Source organism: Methylosinus sp. Sm6 (genome assembly GCF_019802345.1).
Lineage (GTDB): Bacteria > Pseudomonadota > Alphaproteobacteria > Rhizobiales > Beijerinckiaceae > Methylosinus.
The window spans coordinates 36431-52184 of the sequence record NZ_JAINDZ010000032.1 but is presented as its reverse complement, the minus strand read 5'-3'; the positions used below and the strand labels follow the sequence as shown (position 1 = coordinate 52184).

The following is a 15754-nucleotide window of genomic DNA, read 5'->3' as shown; positions in this document are numbered from 1 at the left end:
GCAATGGGGAGAACCCTTTGATTTCGCCCTGCGGCCGCCCTTCGAGACGCCGCCTGCGGCGGCCCCTCAGGACGAGGGTTGGGGATTTTATCGTTCACCCGATCGCCCTGCGAGGCCAGGGGATTGATGGCGCGCGGAATGGAGAGCCAGGACGTTCGACAGGCCGAAGAGCGGACGGAGGCTCTGCGCGCGAGCGGCTTTGCCGTGTCCGCGCGCTATGATCGCCGCACGGGCCGCGTCGTCATCGATCTGAACACGGGCGTGCAGGTCGCCTTCCCGACGCGGCTGGCGGAAGGTCTCGCCGACGCATCGGCGGCCGACCTTTCCACAAACGAGATCAGCCCGGCCGGCCTCGGGCTGCATTAGCCGAAGCTCGACGCCGATGTGTATCTGCCGGCGCTCCTGCAGGGCGTATTCGGCTCCCGGCGCTGGATGGCCGCGCAGCTCGGCGCCACGGGCGGCCAGGCGCGCTCACGCGCGAAGGCCGCCGCGGCGCGCGAGAACGGATCAAAGGAGGTCGGCCGCGTAAAATTTCGACCGCGAGCTGATCGGCGAAATCACGTGTCGCTCACGGCGCCGGCCGAATTTTCACCGTCGCTTCGGCGCCCGGCGGCGGCGGCGGCTCGGGCTTTTCCGCCGCGACCACGATCCGCCGCCCCCCGTCCGGGAGCGCCTCGGCCTCGACTACGGTTCCGGCCAGCTCCTGTCCGCCGATCGAGACCAGCGCCGGATCGCCCAGCTGCGCCCGGGGCGCGCTCGCCGCGTCCAGCGTCGCGGCGACGCGCAGGGGCCGCTGCGGCTCTATGAGAAACAATGGCTTGGCGTCCGAGGGCGCGACCGTTCGGCCGCGCGCGGCGTTGCGCTCCGCCACTGTTCCGGCGATGGGCGCGACGATCTCCGCGCCGGCGAGATCGGCCTGCGCCTTTGCGAGCTCGGTCTTTCGACGCTCGAGCTGCGCCGCGTCGCGCGCCTGCCGGTTCTGCGCGCGGGACAGCGCCGCGCGCGCCCGCGCGGTCCGGCGCGCGGCCTTGCCGGCCTCGGCGCGCTCCAGCGCCGCCTTCGCCGCCTTCTCCGCCACGTCGCTGCTCTCGGCGCGGCGGGCCGCCGCGTCCCGCGCCTCTCGCGCCTGGGCGAGGGCCGTGTCGAGGGCGCGGGAATCGATGCGGGCGCAGATCTGCCCGGCTGCGACGCTCGCGCCGACGGGACAATCGACCGAGCCCAGCACGCCGGCGATTTTGGCCCTCACCGCCTCCGCCGGCGTCAGCGAGACCACGCCGTGCGCCTCGACGGCGCGCTCGGCTGGCGCGCCGGGCGGTTCCCGCCCCAGGATCGGCTCGCGCCGCGTCGCGAGATAGAGCGAGCCGGCGATCGCGGCGACGGCGAGGCTGCCGACGAGGCCCGCCCATCGCCAATCCTTGGCCTCGGCGCGCTGCGAAACGCCCCACGCCGGCGCGCGGATGGGCGCGGCGGCGCGCGGGCCCCGGCGGCGCCCCAGCCATTTGGCGATTTCGATCACGACGAGCAGAGACGACCCCGCGAGCATCAGATAGCCCCATTCCCGAAAGGTCACCGGAGCGATCCGCAGCAGCTCCGCGAGCGGCGGCCACCGCATGGCCGCGAGATGAATGGCCTGCGCGCCGACGACGCTGGCCAGCAGGAAGGGGCTGGCGAGCAGGCTGCGATAGAACACCGAGTGCCGCTCCGACAGCGCGTTGAGCGCCTGGAAATTCTCGAAGATCACGAACAGCAGCAGCAGAAGATTGCGCGCATGGGCCTCGTCATAGCCATGGTCGAGCAGCCAGTCGAACACGCCGAAGCCGACGCAGGCCATCACGATCGCCGAATAGACATTGCGCTCGACCATCACGCGATCGAAGATCGGCTCCTCCGGCCGGCGCGGCGGATAGCGCAGCTCGTCGCCTTCGGGCTTCTCGGCGGCGAGCGCCACATGCTGCACGCCATTGGTGACGAGGTTGAGCCAGAGCAATTGCACCGGCAGCAGCGGCATCGGCATGCCGAGCGGAATCGCCAGCAGGAACAGCAGAAGCTCCGCCGCGCCGGTCGACACCAGCAGAAAGATCACCTTGCGAATATTGGAATAGGCGACGCGGCCCTCCCGCACGCCGCGCACGATGGAGGCGAAATTATCGTCGGCGACGATGATGTCGGCGCTCTCCTTGGCGACATCCGTGCCATGCTTGCCCATGGCGACGCCGACATGCGCATGCTTGAGCGCCGGCGCGTCATTGACGCCGTCGCCGGTCACCGCCACGAAATGGCCATTGCGCGCGAGCGACAGGACGATGGCGAGCTTCTGGATCGGCTCCACCCGCGCATAGACGCGCGCGCGGCGCGTGAGCTCGTCGAGCGTCGCCTCGCCCAGTTCCTCCGCGCGCCGCACATCGGCGCCGGTCACGACCTGCTCGGGCGTGAACTCCATGCCCGCCTGCTCGGCGACGGCGGCCGCCGTTCCGGCCGAATCGCCCGTCACCATCGCGACCTCGACGCCGGCCCCGTAGCACGCGCGAATGGCGCGCCTAGCCTCCGGGCGCAGCGGGTCCTGCATGCCGGCGAGGCCGAGGAAGACGAGATTGTCGAGATGGCCGGGGCCGTACTCGCCGTCGGGCTCGGCCGCGACCTCGCCCTCGACGAAGGCGAGCACGCGCAGCCCCTGCGCCGACATCGCGTCCTTCTGCGCGATGATCGCGTCGCGGTCGATCGGGACCGCCTCGCCGCCGACATCCATCCGGCTCGCCATCGGGATCAGCGCCTCCGGCGCGCCCTTGGCGAACACGCGCACGGTTCCGACCTGCTCGTGCCGATGGAAGGAGGCCGCGTAGCGAATGTCCGGCTCATAGGGAATGCGCTTGATGAGCGGATAGCGCTCGCGCAGCGCGTCGTGCGGAACGCCGCCGCGATGTGCGGCGACGAGCAGCGCGACATCGACAGTGTCGCCCACGGTCCGCATGCCTTCCCGCTCCTGCCAGATCTCCGCCTCATTGGGCAGCGCCGCGGCGCGCAGCAGCGCCGCCACCAGGAGATCGGCGCGCTCGCCGGCGGCATCGGCCGCGCCGGATTCGCGGGCGAGCGTTTCTCCGTCCGGCTCGCAGGTCAGCACCGTGCCGTCGGGCAGAGCGATCGTCGTGACCGTCAGCTGGTTGAGCGTGAGCGTGCCGGTCTTGTCGGAGGCGATCATCGTGCAGGAGCCGAGCGCCTCGACCGCCGGCATTCTGCGCACGATGACATTGGCCTTGGCCATGCGGCGCATGCCGATCGCGAGCGCGACCGAAATGGCGACGGGCAGGCCCTCCGGAATGGCGGCGACCGCGAGTCCCACCGCCATCATGAAGATCTGGACGAGCGGCATCTGCCGCGCGAAGCCGATCGCCGCCAGCACGGCGATGGCCGCGCCGATGATGATGGCGACCATGCGCGAGAAGCGCTCCATGCGGATCATCAGCGGCGGCTGCGAGATCGAGGGCTCGGCCAACGACTCGGCGATTCGGCCCACTTGCGTCGCGCGGCCGGTCGCCTCCACCACGCCGGCCCCGCGTCCGCGCGTGACCATGGAGCCGGCGAAAGCCATGCCGGAGCGCTCCGCCTCGCGCCCGAACGGCGCCGTTTGCGGCGCCTTGCGCACCGGCAGAGACTCGCCGGTGAGCAGCGATTCGTCGCAGCGCAGATCGTCGGCCTCGACGAGTCGAATGTCGGCCGGCGCGCGCCGCCCGGCCTCGAGCAGCGCGCAATCGCCGGGAACGAGCTCGCGCGCATCGATGTCCATGCGCACGCCGTCGCGAATGACGAGCGCATGCGGCTGATCCTGCTCCCGCAGCGCCGCCGCCGCGCGGCTCGCCGAATATTCCTGCACGGCGCCGATCACGCCATTGATGAGCAGGACAATGGCGATGAACAGCGCGTCCTTGGCGTCGCCGATGAGGAGCGCGACGAGCGCCGCCGCGACCAGAATATAGATGAGCGGACTGAGAAACTGCCGCAGGAACACGGAAAGAATCGACGGCGGCCGCGGCTCGGGCAGCGTGTTCGGCCCAAATCTCAGCAGACGCGCGCGCGCCTCGGCGCTGGTCAAGCCCTGCATCTCGCCGCCTCGGACGTTTGATCCACGGCGACGAGCGTGAGCTCCCCGCGCCGTATCGAGCCCTTTATCAAATAGCGCGCTGCGGCGGTCTTTGGCGACCGTCCTGGCCGAGGACGATCGGCGCGACGCCCTTGCCGCGCCCCGCCCCCGGCGGATAGAGAGGCGCGGCGGCAAGAAAACGTCTCGCCTGGAGCAGAAGCAATGGCCCGCCCCTCATTCCTGTTCGTCGCCGCCGCGACGCTCGTCGTCCTCGGCGCCGCGACCTGGTATTTCGTCCTGCGCCGCACGCCGGCCTGCGCCTCCGGCGGAACGCTGATGGCGACGACGCAGCAGTGCCGCGCCCTCGGCTTCGAGGCCTCCGTCTGCGCTTCCGCCGTCGAGAAGGCGCGCGCCCTCGCGCTGCGCGCCGCGCCCAAGCAGGATACGTCCTTCGACTGCGAGGTGCTCTATTCGGACTGTTTCGCGGGGCCGGACGGCCGCTTCACGCCCTCGCCCTCTTTCTGCCTCGCGCCGGGCGCGACCCAGCCGACCGAAATCCGCTATCTCACCTACGGATCTGACCGGCTGAACCGCAAGAAACTGCAGGAAGTGCGGCTCGACTGAGCGCGGGGCGCAATCTCGTAAAAAGCCGAGCATAAATCCCGCACCCTCGTCCTGAGGAGCCGCCGCAGGCGGCGTCTCGAAGGACGGCCGCGGGCCGGAATGGCAGGAGTTTCGCGTGTAGCCGTCCTTCGAGACGCCCGCTTCGCGGGCTCCTCAGGACGAGGGTGATTGCATTTGCTTCCCCCGATCGCCCTCGGCGCGCTCTTTCCCTCCCGCTCGCGGGAGGAAGGACGCCGCCCCCTCCGCGCTACTGCTCCGATGCCTGCCGCCGTCCGCCGAGGCGGAACTCGGCGGGCTCGACCACCAGCATTCCCGCCGATGTGCGCAGGGCGAGCCGATAGGGCACGACCATATGGGCGTTCGGCAACGGCGCCAGCCACACCGTGATGTCGTTGTTCTCGGCCATGAAGCGCGTCGACACGCTGTCCGGCCGATGGCCGGAGATCGGCGTGTAGCGGGCCATGCACACCGAGACCGGCCCTTCATAGCCGCGCGTCTGCACCATGCGCGTCTCGACATATTGCAGCGTGACGTCGAAGCGCGTCACGCCGTCGAACACGGGGATGGTGCGATTGCAGGCCGAAGGGCCGGTGAGCGGCTCATTGTCCGGCACGGTCATCAGCATCGCGCTCACCGGATCGATGATATGCGTCTTGTTGCTGTCGGTGACGGGAATGCGGACCGGCAGATCCCAGGGCGTCGGCTCCACCTGAACGGCGCGCACCGCATTGCCGGCGAGCGCCATGCGCACGGTGCGCGTCTCATAGGAATTGGAGGTGGTGTTGGCGTAGCGCGAGGGCTGCGGCCCGCCGCGCGACAAGGCGCCGGCGGCGGTGGCGGCGCCGCGCGTGTCGTTGACGAGCGCGGCGAGCCCCGAGGTGCGCATCGATATGTCGATGCGATAGGCGCGTCCGTCGAACACGCCCTCGGCCGAGGCGTGGCCGATGGAAAAGCCGATGAGGCTCAGCGAATATTGCGCTTTCAGCGTCTCCGCGCCCGCCGCCGGCCCTGCCGCGGCCATTGCGAGAAACGACGCGGCGAGGCCGCAGGCCCCCCTTACGAGAACGAATGACACTTGCGCCATGCCGGGGTCCGCGATCGATTCGACTATGCGCCACAAAAACCGCCGCACGCGCTCGCGCGGGCGCTTCACCCGTCCGGCGGATGGGCCGTTCAGACCCATTCCCGCCAGCTGCCGTCGGCGAAGACGCGCCAGGCGCGCAGTCCCGCTTTGGCGACCACGATGCGGCCGGCTTTCGCCTCGCTCACGAGGTGCTTGAATACGAGCTGATTGCGCCAGGAAAACGGCTTTTCCGGGTCGCAGACCGCATGATATTCGTCGCTGTCGGGATCGTCCATCAGCAATGTCCCCACCCGGTCCGGCCTCAGCTGCGGCCCGAGCTCGCGCTCTTCCTTCCAGCGGCAATAATAGTCGCGGCACACTTGCGGGCGCGTCGCATAGACGCCGCAGCCGGCGGCGCCCTGGCAATGGGCGCACCAGACGCCGGCCCTCTTGTCGAATTCGTCGATCTCCAGCACCTTGCAGCAGAAGGCGCAAGGACCGCAGGCCTTGCCGGGAATGTCGAGCATGAGAGGTTTCGCGTCGGCGCCGATTGGGAGTATCGAATCGTTCTGCTACACTGGTTACAACGATCGCGCCGACCGCGCCATCGCCTTCGCCGCCGGCCGAGACGAACGAGCCGAGCTGAACGAGCCCGAGGAGCACGAGCATGACGAGACCCGCCCCGCAGAGCCTGTTCGTCTCGACGCAATGGCTGGCCGACCATCTGCAGGCGCCGGACCTCGTCGTCTTCGACGCCTCCTGGCACATGCCGGCAGCCGGCCGAAACGCGCATGCCGAATATCTCGCGGGGCATATTCCCGGGGCCGTGTTCTTCGACATCGACGCGATCGCCGATCATTCGACCGACCTGCCGCACATGCTGCCGGACGCGGTCGCATTCTCCTCGGCGGTGCGCAAGCTCGGCTTCGGCGACGGCATGCGCGCCGTCGTCTATGACAGCGTCGGCCTGTTCTCGGCGCCGCGCCTGTGGTGGACGCTGCAGGTGTTCGGCGCGAGCGAGGTCTCGATCCTCGACGGCGGCCTGCCCGCCTGGATCGCCGAGGGGCGCCCGCTCGAGGAGGGGCCGCATGCGCGCCAGCCGCGCCATTTCACGCCGCGCGTCGACCACGCCCTCGTCGCCGACGCCGCGGATGTGCAGGCGGCGCTCGCCGACGGCTCGGCGCAGGTCGTCGACGCGCGCTCGTCCGAGCGCTTCCGCGGCCTCGTCGCCGAGCCGCGTCCGGGACTGCGGTCCGGCCATATGCCCGGCGCGATCAACCTGCCCTTCGGCGCGCTGCTCGCGCAGGGCCGGCTGAAGGACAGGTCCGGCCTCGAGAGCGCCTTCGCCGCGGCCGGCGTCGATCCGGACCGGCCGGTCATCGCGAGCTGCGGCTCGGGGCTCACAGCCTCTATTTTGAGCCTCGCGCTCGCCGCCGCCGGCCGGCCGCCGGCGACGGTCTATGACGGCTCCTGGTCGGAATGGGGCGCGCGGCCCGATCTGCCCGTCGTCATCGAGGTTTGATCGTTTGCTGGGCGCCGCCGCCCGCCTATTGGGCAGCTTCGCTCATTTTCGACATGGCGTGAGATTGTGACAAATGCTATGAGCGCGGCGGTTCCTCGCCTCCTCGCAATGCTCGGGCGAGACGGGAAGCCACGGGTCGGGATGCGGGGAAAGGTGAATGAAGAAAATCGAGGCGATCATCAAACCCTTCAAGCTCGATGAAGTAAAAGAGGCGCTGCAAGTCGCCGGCCTGCAAGGCATTACTGTCACCGAGGCAAAGGGTTTCGGTCGCCAGAAAGGGCACACCGAGCTCTATCGCGGCGCGGAATATGTGGTGGATTTCCTTCCCAAAGTGAAAATCGAGATCGTGCTCGCGGACGACGCCGTGGATCGCGCGGTCGAAGCCATCCGCAAAGCCGCGCAGACCGGCCGCATCGGCGACGGAAAGATCTTCGTCTCGAATGTCGAAGGCGCGATCCGCATCCGCACCGGCGAGACCGGCGCGGACGCGATCTAGAGCCGGCGCCGATCTCGCTAACGCTCGGGCTCGCCCCCCCCGCTTCATCTTTCGCCCGCGCATCGCGCACCGGTCGCTCCACAACGAACTGAAGGCTCCACGACATGACGACGGCCAAGGACGTTCTCAAGCAGATCGCCGACAATGACGTGAAATATGTGGATTTCCGCTTTACGGATCCGCGCGGCAAGTGGCAGCACGTCACCTTCGACGTGTCGATCGTCGACGAGGACGCGCTGAACGAAGGCATCATGTTCGACGGCTCCTCCATCGCCGGCTGGAAGGCGATCAACGAGTCCGACATGACGCTGCTGCCGGACCTCTCCACGATCGCGACCGATCCCTTCTTCGCCGCCTCCACGATCTCGATCGTCTGCGACGTCGTCGAGCCCACCACCGGCCAGCCCTATAACCGCGACCCGCGCGGCATCGCCAAGAAGGCGCAGGCCTATCTGCAGTCGACCGGCATCGGCGACACCTCCTTCTTCGGTCCGGAAGCCGAATTCTTCGTCTTCGACGACGTGCGCTTCTCCGCCGACCCCTACAACACCGGCTTCACCGTCGACTCGACCGAGCTGCCGTCGAACTCCGACACGGCTTACGAGGGCGGCAATCTCGGCCACCGCGTGCGCACCAAGGGCGGCTATTTCCCGGTTCCGCCGATCGACTCGGCGCAGGACATGCGCGGCGAGATGCTGGCGGCCATGGCGTCGATGGGCGTGAAGGTCGAGAAGCACCATCACGAGGTCGCCTCCGCCCAGCACGAGCTCGGCCTGAAGTTCGCGACGCTGGTCGAGGTCGCCGACCATCTGCAGATCTATAAGTATGCGATCCATCAGGTGGCGCATTCCTACGGCAAGACGGCGACCTTCATGCCGAAGCCGGTCTATGGCGACAATGGCTCGGGCATGCACGTCCACCAGTCGATCTGGAAGGAAGGCAAGCCGGTGTTCGCGGGCGACAAATACGCCGGCCTCTCCCAGGAGTGCCTGTGGTATATCGGCGGCATCATCAAGCACGCCAAGGCGCTGAACGCCTTCACCAACCCGTCGACGAACTCGTATAAGCGCCTGGTTCCGGGCTTCGAGGCGCCGGTGCTGCTCGCCTATTCGTCGCGCAACCGCTCGGCCTCCTGCCGCATTCCCTTCGGGACGAGCCCGAAGGCCAAGCGCATCGAGGTCCGCTTCCCCGACCCGACGGCCAATCCCTATCTCGCCTTCTCGGCCATGCTGATGGCCGGCCTCGACGGCATCGTGAACAAGATCGATCCGGGCCAGCCGGCCGACAAGGACCTCTACGACCTGCCGCCCGAGGAGCTGAAGGCGATCCCGACCGTGTGCGGCTCGCTGCGCGAGGCGCTGGACAGCCTGAAGGCCGACCACGCCTTCCTGACCGCCGGCGGCGTCTTCAACGAGGACTTCATCGCCTCCTATATCGACCTCAAATATCAGGACGTCTATCGCTTCGAGATGACGCCCCATCCGGTCGAATACGACATGTATTACAGCTACTGAGGAACGAAGGGCCCGGTCGAAAGACCGGGCCTTTTTCGTCGGGACCCTCATCCGACCCCGCTTCGCGGGGCCACCTTCTCCCGCAGGCGGGAGAAGGAGACGCCCTTTTCTGAGAAACACCGAATAGGCTCGCGCATCCTTCTCCCATTTATGGGAGAAGGTGGCCCGGCCATAGGGCGTCCGCAAGGACGCCCGTCGCAGGCGACGGGCTATGGGCCGGGTCGGATGAGGGCCCGCGCCGCCCTACCCCCTAAATCTGACTGAAATCCTCCGGCGCGATGCAGACATGCATTCCGTCGAGGCTCGAGTCGAATTTCATCTGGCAGGCGAGGCGCGAATTGAGGCGGCGGTTGGGGGCCTTGGCCAGCATGATGGCCTCGGCGGGCTCCATGGGAGGCATGGCGACGCCGTCCGGCAGATCGACATAGATTTGGCAGGTGGCGCAGGTGCAGCTGCCGCCGCATTCTGCGACCAGCTCCTCCACCCCGGATTTGCGGATCAGCTTCATCATCGTCGCGCGATCCTTGCCAGCGATCTCCGATCGCGTCCCGTCGCGTGTCTCGAGCGTGAATTTCGTCATTCGTCACCGTCCGATGGTCAAGGAGGCGAGATCGGGGCTGACGTCATGGCCGCTGTCGACCGGCCCGTCGCGCGCGACGCGGATGGTCGCGAGGCCGGCGGTCTTGGCGGCGTCGAGCTTTTCCTCGTTCTCCGACAACAGGAGGATCGACGCCGCGGGCAGGTCGAGGCGCTCGCAGATATCGCGATAGGAGCCGGGCTCGATCTTCTGCCCGAGCGAGGTGTCGAAGAAATCCTCGAACAAGCCCATCAGCTGCTCGGAAGACGAGCGGGTCAGCAGCCGCTTCTGCGCGAAGATCGAATTGGAGGAATAGACGAAGAGGCGCAGGCCGGCGGCGGCCCAGGCGGCGAGACGCTCGGCCACATCCGGATAGAGCGCGCCTTGCAGCTTGCCCGCCTCAAAGGCCTCCTCCCAGACGAGACCCTGGAGGAGTTTCAGCGGCGTCGCCTTGCGCCCCTGCTTCATCCAGCGCAGCAGCAGGGATTCCGCCTGCGCGGGCTCGAGGTCATAACCGCCCATGAGCCGCCCGGTCTCCTCGAGCGCCTCCTCCACCACCTCGTCCTCGGCATGCTCGACGATATAGCTCCCCAGCCGCTGCGCCGCGAGCGGCGTGAGCGTCTCGGTCATGAAGGCCATGGGCATCATGACGCCTTCGAGATCGATCAGAATGGCGCGCAGCGGCTCGCTCATCGCATGGTCTTCCGAGCCTGCCGCTCGCCCGCCGAATGTCCGAATCCCGCCATCGCTCTTGCTCGCCTTTCTCGGTCGCTCCATCCGGCAGCATGATTTATGCCGCATCGGCGGCAGGGCGCGCGCCCATGCGGAAGCGCTGGATGTGGCTCTGCGCGACGGCGTCGCGTCGAAGGCCGACATCGATCGTTGCAGGACGAACATCGGCGCCGCCATCGAGCGCCTGGAAGCGAAAATCGTAACGACAGCGGCCCATTTGAAAGTCGATATTTTGTGCGGAATGCTTGCGACGCAACTCGCAGTCGGCGCGCTTCTGCTCGCGGCCTTGCGGATGACGAGTTGAAGAGCAGCCCTGCGCAGGCCTATCTTTGACGCCGACAACGGCGCGCAATAGCGGCAGACGGCTCCGATCTTATCGAGGACGCACGCCTCTGCAGGCGGTGCGCAGGGCTCCGAATCCAGGTCGACAATTCCGATACGTCGCGTCATGCCCGCGCTTGTCGCGAGCGTCCACGCCCAGACAGTGCGACATGCGGGAAAACGAGGCGGCGTTGTTCCGCTCATGTTCCGACATTCCAAATCGTCGAGGCGTAGATGGCCGCGACAAGCGCGGCCGTGACGCTGGATCCCCCCGCGCCGGAGACGGCGGCGGGGACGCGGGCGCGCGAGGCTGTGGATTACTGCGTCGCAGCATGGCAAGAGGAAGCGGAGGGCGTAAGATCGACGCGACCCTGGGAAAATCGGCGTATTCCACCCTCCCCTTCAGGAGCAGGGTCGGACGGCGAAGCCGTCCGGGGTGGGGTGCGCCGCGAGACTCCGGGAGTCACCCCACCGCGCGCCTTCGGCGCGACCCTCCCCCCGAAGGGAGGGTGCGACCCGCCCGCCGCTCAAGTTCTGGTCGTGCACATGCGAAGCTCGAAGAAATCCGCCGCCGACGCCACGCTCGATGATCTCTTCGACGGCAAGGTCATCGCCATTCGCGGCGCGCGCGAGCATAATCTCAAAAACGTCGATCTCGTCATTCCGCGCGACAAATTCGTCGTCTTCACCGGCCTCTCGGGCTCGGGCAAATCCTCGCTGGCCTTCGACACCATTTATGCCGAAGGCCAGCGCCGCTATGTCGAATCGCTCTCCGCCTATGCGCGGCAATTCCTCGAGATGATGCAGAAGCCCGATGTCGATCAGATCGACGGGCTCTCGCCGGCCATCTCCATCGAGCAGAAGACGACGTCCAAGAATCCGCGCTCCACCGTCGGCACGGTGACCGAGATTCACGATTACATGCGTCTCCTCTGGGCGCGCGTCGGCATCCCCTATTCGCCGACGACCGGCCTGCCGATCGAGAGTCAGACCGTCTCGCAAATGGTCGATCGCGTGCTGGCGCTGCCGCAGGGGACGAGGCTCTATCTGCTCGCGCCGGTGGTGCGCGGCCGCAAGGGCGAATATAAAAAAGAGATCGCCGAATATACGAAGCGCGGCTTTCAGCGATTGAAGATCGACGGCGCCTATCACGAAATCGCCGACACGCCGCCGCTCGACAAGAAATTGAAGCACGACATCGACATCGTCGTCGACCGCATCGTCGTGCGCAGCGACATCGGCGCGCGTCTCGCCGATAGTTTCGAGACCGCGCTGGAGCTGGCGAATGGGCTGGCTGTCGTCGAATTCGCCGACAAAGCGAGCAGCGAGGCAGTGAGTAGTCATGGAGCCCCCAAAGCCCTGCTCACCTCTCATTACGCGCCCGACCACATCGTCTTCTCCTCCAAATTCGCCTGCCCTGTTTCCGGCTTCACCATTTCGGAGATCGAGCCGCGGCTGTTCTCGTTCAACAATCCCTTCGGCGCCTGTCCCGTCTGCAGCGGCCTCGGACAAGAGCAGGTCATCGATCCCGATCTCGTCGTTCCCGATCCCAAGCTCAGCTTGCGCAAAGGCGCCATCGCGCCCTGGGCGAAATCATCCTCGCCCTATTACATGCAGGCGCTCGAGTCGCTCGGGCGGCATTACAAATTCCGTCTCGACACGCCGTTCGAGAAGCTCGACAAGGCGGTGCGCGACGTGCTGCTGCACGGCTCCGGCAAGGAAGAAATTCGTTTCTCTTATGACGATGGCGCGCGCGCCTATGATGTGAAGAAGCCGTTCGAAGGCGTCGTCAGCAATCTGCAACGGCGCTTCCTCGAAACCGACAGCGAATGGGCGCGCGAGGAGATCGGCCGCTACATGTCGGCCGAGCCCTGCAAGGCGTGCCTCGGCTATCGACTGAAGCCCGAGGCGCTGGCGGTGAAGATCGATTCTCGCCATATCGGGGAAGTGTCCGATCTCTCCGTGCGCGCGGCGCTCGACTGGTTTCGCGCATTGCCGGAAAAGCTCGACGCCAAGCGCAATGAGATCGCCCATCGCATATTGAAGGAGATTCGCGACAGGCTCACCTTCCTCGTCGATGTCGGGCTCGATTATCTCACTTTGTCGCGCGCCTCCGGCACATTGTCCGGCGGCGAGAGTCAGCGCATTCGGCTCGCTTCACAGATCGGCTCCGGCCTCACCGGCGTGCTCTATGTGCTCGACGAGCCGTCGATCGGCCTGCATCAGCGCGACAATGATCGCCTGCTCGACACGCTGCGGCGGCTGCGCGATCTCGGCAACAGCGTCATCGTCGTCGAGCATGACGAGGATGCGATCCTCGCCGCCGATTATGTCGTCGACGTCGGCCCCGGCGCCGGCGTGCACGGCGGCAAAATCGTCTCCAAGGGCGCGCCGCAGGAGATCATGGACGATGAGAATTCGCTCACCGGCCAGTATCTGACCGGCGCACGGCAGGTCACCTTGCGCCATGCGCTGCGCAAGCCCGATCCCGGCCGCTGGCTGAAGATTTCCGGCGCGCGCGGCAATAATCTGAAAAATGTCGAGGCGAAGATTCCGTTGGGTCTCTTCACCGCGGTCACCGGCGTCTCCGGCGGCGGCAAATCGACTCTCGTCATCGAGACTCTGTACAAGGCCGTGGCGCGTCGCCTCAACAATGCGCATGAGCATCCCGCGCCGTTCGACAAGATCGAAGGCTTGGAGCATATCGACAAGATCATCGACATCGATCAATCGCCGATCGGCCGCACGCCGCGCTCCAATCCGGCAACTTATACGGGCGCCTTCACGCCGATCCGCGAATGGTTCGCCGGCCTGCCCGAGGCGAAGGCGCGCGGCTATGCGCCGGGACGCTTTTCATTCAACGTCAAAGGCGGTCGCTGCGAAGCCTGTCAGGGCGACGGCGTCATCAAGATCGAGATGCATTTCTTGCCGGACGTCTATGTCACTTGCGACGTCTGCAAGGGCAAGCGCTACGACCGCGAGACGCTGGAGGTGAAATATCGCGAGAAATCGATCGCCGATGTGCTCGACATGACGGTCGAGGAGGCGAGCGATCTGTTCAAGGCGGCGCCGGCGATCCGCGACAAGATGGAGACCTTGAAGCGCGTCGGCCTCGATTACATTCGCGTCGGCCAGCAGGCGACGACGCTGTCGGGCGGCGAGGCGCAGCGTATAAAGCTCGCCAAGGAATTGGCGCGCCGCTCGACCGGGCGCACGCTCTACATCCTCGACGAGCCGACGACCGGCCTGCATTTCCACGATGTCGCGAAGCTGCTCGAGGTGCTGCACGAGCTCGTCGATCAGGGCAATAGCGTCGTCGTGATCGAGCATAATCTCGAGGTGATCAAGACCGCTGATTGGATCATCGATCTTGGACCCGAGGGCGGCGACGGCGGCGGCGAGATCGTCGCCGAGGGCCCGCCGTCGGAGATCGTCGCGGCGCTGCGCAGCCATACCGGCCGCTATCTCGACGAGGTGCTGAAGCGGCGTCCGCCACGTGCGGAGAAGGTGAAAAAGGAGGCGCCGGCGCCGCGTCGCAAGCGCGCCGCGCAGGAGCAGTGAGGCCGCGCGCCCGATCCGCGTGACGAGGAGCGAGACCGAAGGCTCGCTCATCTCGCGCGGCGGAGCAGGCTCGCATAGAGCGCGCGCGTGCGACGCGCCGTCTCGGAAAAATCGAAGCGGCGCGAATGCTCGCGGCATCGCTCCGCAAGGCGCGCGCGCGCCTCGGCGCCGAGCGCCGCGAGCGTCAGCACGCCGGCGGCGATGTCCGACGCATCGAAACCCGTCACGACGCCGGTCTCGCCCTCGCTCGCCGCCTCGCGCGCGACGCCGACCGGCGGCGACACGATCGGAACGCCGGCGGCGAGCGCCTCCGGAAAAATGAGGCCGTAGGATTCATAGTCGCTGGTGCAGACCAGACAATCGAAGCCCGGCATCAGCGCGCGCGCATCGCATCCGCCGACGAGCCGCGTGCGATCGGCGACGCCGCGACTCGCAATTTCGCGCCGCAGCTTGTCATGCAGCGGCCCATCGCCGACGACGACGAAGCGCGCGCGCGGCTCGGCCGCCGCGACATGCGCGAAGACTTCGGCGAGCCGCTCGGGATTCTTCTGTGACACGAGACGTCCGACAAAGCCGACGATGAAGGCGCCCTCCTCCGCCAGAAGCGCGCGTCGCGCCGGATCGCGCTCGGCATGAGCCGAGAGGTCGACGCCCATCGGCACGAGACGCAGACGCGAGGCAAGGATGCGCAAACAGCGGCGCGCGTGATCCCATTCCTGCTGCGAGCCGACGATGATGGCGTCGCAGAACCAGCTGGCCGCCCATTCGACGAGACCATAGATCGCCGGCGATTCGGGCGCCATGGTGATGAAGGCGTGCGGCGTGTAGACCTGCGCCACGCCCGGCAGAAAGATCCCGGCCATTCGCGCCAGGGCGCCCGCCTTGGAACTGTGCGACGCGACGATGTCGAAGGGTCCAAGCGCGCGGATCAGACGCATCAATCGTCCCGCGGCGATAATGTCCCTCCAACCGACGCGTCGCTGCATCTCGAGCGCGTGCACGCGGACCAGCCCACGCAGCGCGTCGATCGCCTGAAGGAAGCGCGCCTCGGCGCGAACCGGAGAGTAGATCAGCGTCTGCTCGTCACCCGCCGCAATGCCCGCGCGCAGAAGATCGACGACGACCTGGGCGCTTCCACCGCTCGCGGATTCGATGACGTGACAGATTCGCATCGCAGCAGAGATCGGACCGGTTCGGCGCAAAGTGACGCGACGCCCCGCGCGCCTCGCGCAAAAAGCGACCGTCTCACTCTAGTCGCGGGATGGTTAA

The 15754-nt window shown here is 67.2% G+C and carries 12 protein-coding genes and 2 pseudogenes; 6 read left to right on the top strand and 8 right to left on the bottom strand.

Features of this window, described 5'->3' with window-relative positions; all coding sequences use genetic code 11:
• The first annotated feature begins 138 nt into the window (after positions 1-138).
• The gene (locus K3F48_RS24535) at positions 139-366 is read left to right on the top strand and encodes a DUF2442 domain-containing protein (RefSeq protein WP_255609353.1); all 228 of its coding nucleotides are present in this window, start codon (positions 139-141) and stop codon (positions 364-366) included.
• A 202-nt stretch (positions 367-568) separates the two neighbouring features.
• Here the strand turns inward: K3F48_RS24535 and K3F48_RS25015 are convergent.
• Both K3F48_RS25015 and K3F48_RS18470 read right to left on the bottom strand, forming a co-directional pair.
• Positions 569-883 (bottom strand): annotated as a pseudogene (locus K3F48_RS25015) (HlyD family efflux transporter periplasmic adaptor subunit); the annotation flags it as partial.
• 597 nt (positions 884-1480) lie between these two features.
• Positions 1481-4096: pseudogene (locus tag K3F48_RS18470) on the bottom strand (cation-translocating P-type ATPase); the annotation flags it as partial.
• Positions 4097-4297: 201 nt separating this feature from the next.
• Here K3F48_RS18470 and K3F48_RS18465 point away from each other — a divergent pair.
• Positions 4298-4699: a hypothetical protein gene (locus K3F48_RS18465; protein WP_222576902.1), complete on the top strand. Its 402-nt coding sequence runs from the start codon at positions 4298-4300 to the stop codon at positions 4697-4699.
• Between the two features lie 247 nt (positions 4700-4946).
• On the opposite strand, the gene K3F48_RS18460 is transcribed toward K3F48_RS18465, so the two are convergent.
• On the bottom strand, positions 4947-5882 hold the full coding sequence (locus tag K3F48_RS18460; protein WP_370631451.1) for a DUF3108 domain-containing protein: 936 nt from the start codon (positions 5880-5882) through the stop codon (positions 4947-4949).
• Positions 5873-6289, bottom strand: a complete 417-nt coding sequence (locus K3F48_RS18455; RefSeq protein ID WP_222576901.1) for a hypothetical protein — start codon at positions 6287-6289, stop codon at positions 5873-5875. The genes K3F48_RS18460 and K3F48_RS18455 overlap by 10 nt, the downstream gene beginning before the upstream one ends.
• 140 nt (positions 6290-6429) lie before the next feature.
• Between K3F48_RS18455 and sseA the strand changes: the two genes are divergently transcribed.
• From sseA to glnA, 3 genes are all read left to right on the top strand, one after another.
• Positions 6430-7284 carry a 3-mercaptopyruvate sulfurtransferase gene (sseA, locus tag K3F48_RS18450; protein ID WP_222576900.1) on the top strand — a complete coding sequence of 285 codons (855 nt, stop codon included), beginning with the start codon at positions 6430-6432 and terminating at the stop codon, positions 7282-7284.
• 157 nt (positions 7285-7441) lie between these two features.
• Positions 7442-7780: a P-II family nitrogen regulator gene (locus K3F48_RS18445; RefSeq protein ID WP_222576899.1), complete on the top strand. Its 339-nt coding sequence runs from the start codon at positions 7442-7444 to the stop codon at positions 7778-7780.
• A gap of 104 nt (positions 7781-7884) precedes the next feature.
• Positions 7885-9294, top strand: a complete 1410-nt coding sequence (glnA, locus tag K3F48_RS18440) for a type I glutamate--ammonia ligase (RefSeq protein ID WP_222576898.1) — start codon at positions 7885-7887, stop codon at positions 9292-9294.
• 250 nt (positions 9295-9544) lie between these two features.
• Here the strand turns inward: glnA and K3F48_RS18435 are convergent, their stop codons facing one another.
• The 3 genes from K3F48_RS18435 to K3F48_RS18425 form a co-directional block, all read right to left on the bottom strand.
• A complete protein-coding gene (locus tag K3F48_RS18435; RefSeq protein ID WP_222576897.1) occupies positions 9545-9874 on the bottom strand; it encodes a 2Fe-2S iron-sulfur cluster-binding protein in 330 nt (109 codons plus the stop codon).
• Between the two features lie 3 nt (positions 9875-9877).
• Positions 9878-10564 (bottom strand): acireductone synthase, encoded by a 687-nt coding sequence (mtnC, locus tag K3F48_RS18430; protein WP_222576896.1) that lies wholly within the window; start codon positions 10562-10564, stop codon positions 9878-9880.
• 97 nt (positions 10565-10661) lie between these two features.
• A complete protein-coding gene (locus tag K3F48_RS18425; protein WP_222576895.1) occupies positions 10662-10820 on the bottom strand; it encodes a hypothetical protein in 159 nt (52 codons plus the stop codon).
• Between the two features lie 650 nt (positions 10821-11470).
• Between K3F48_RS18425 and uvrA the strand changes: the two genes are divergently transcribed.
• The gene (uvrA, locus tag K3F48_RS18420) at positions 11471-14485 is read left to right on the top strand and encodes an excinuclease ABC subunit UvrA (protein ID WP_222576894.1); all 3015 of its coding nucleotides are present in this window, start codon (positions 11471-11473) and stop codon (positions 14483-14485) included.
• Positions 14486-14532: 47 nt separating this feature from the next.
• Here uvrA and K3F48_RS18415 read toward each other — a convergent pair whose 3' ends face one another.
• Positions 14533-15657: a glycosyltransferase gene (locus K3F48_RS18415; protein ID WP_222576893.1), complete on the bottom strand. Its 1125-nt coding sequence runs from the start codon at positions 15655-15657 to the stop codon at positions 14533-14535.
• Positions 15658-15754: the final 97 nt, after the last annotated feature.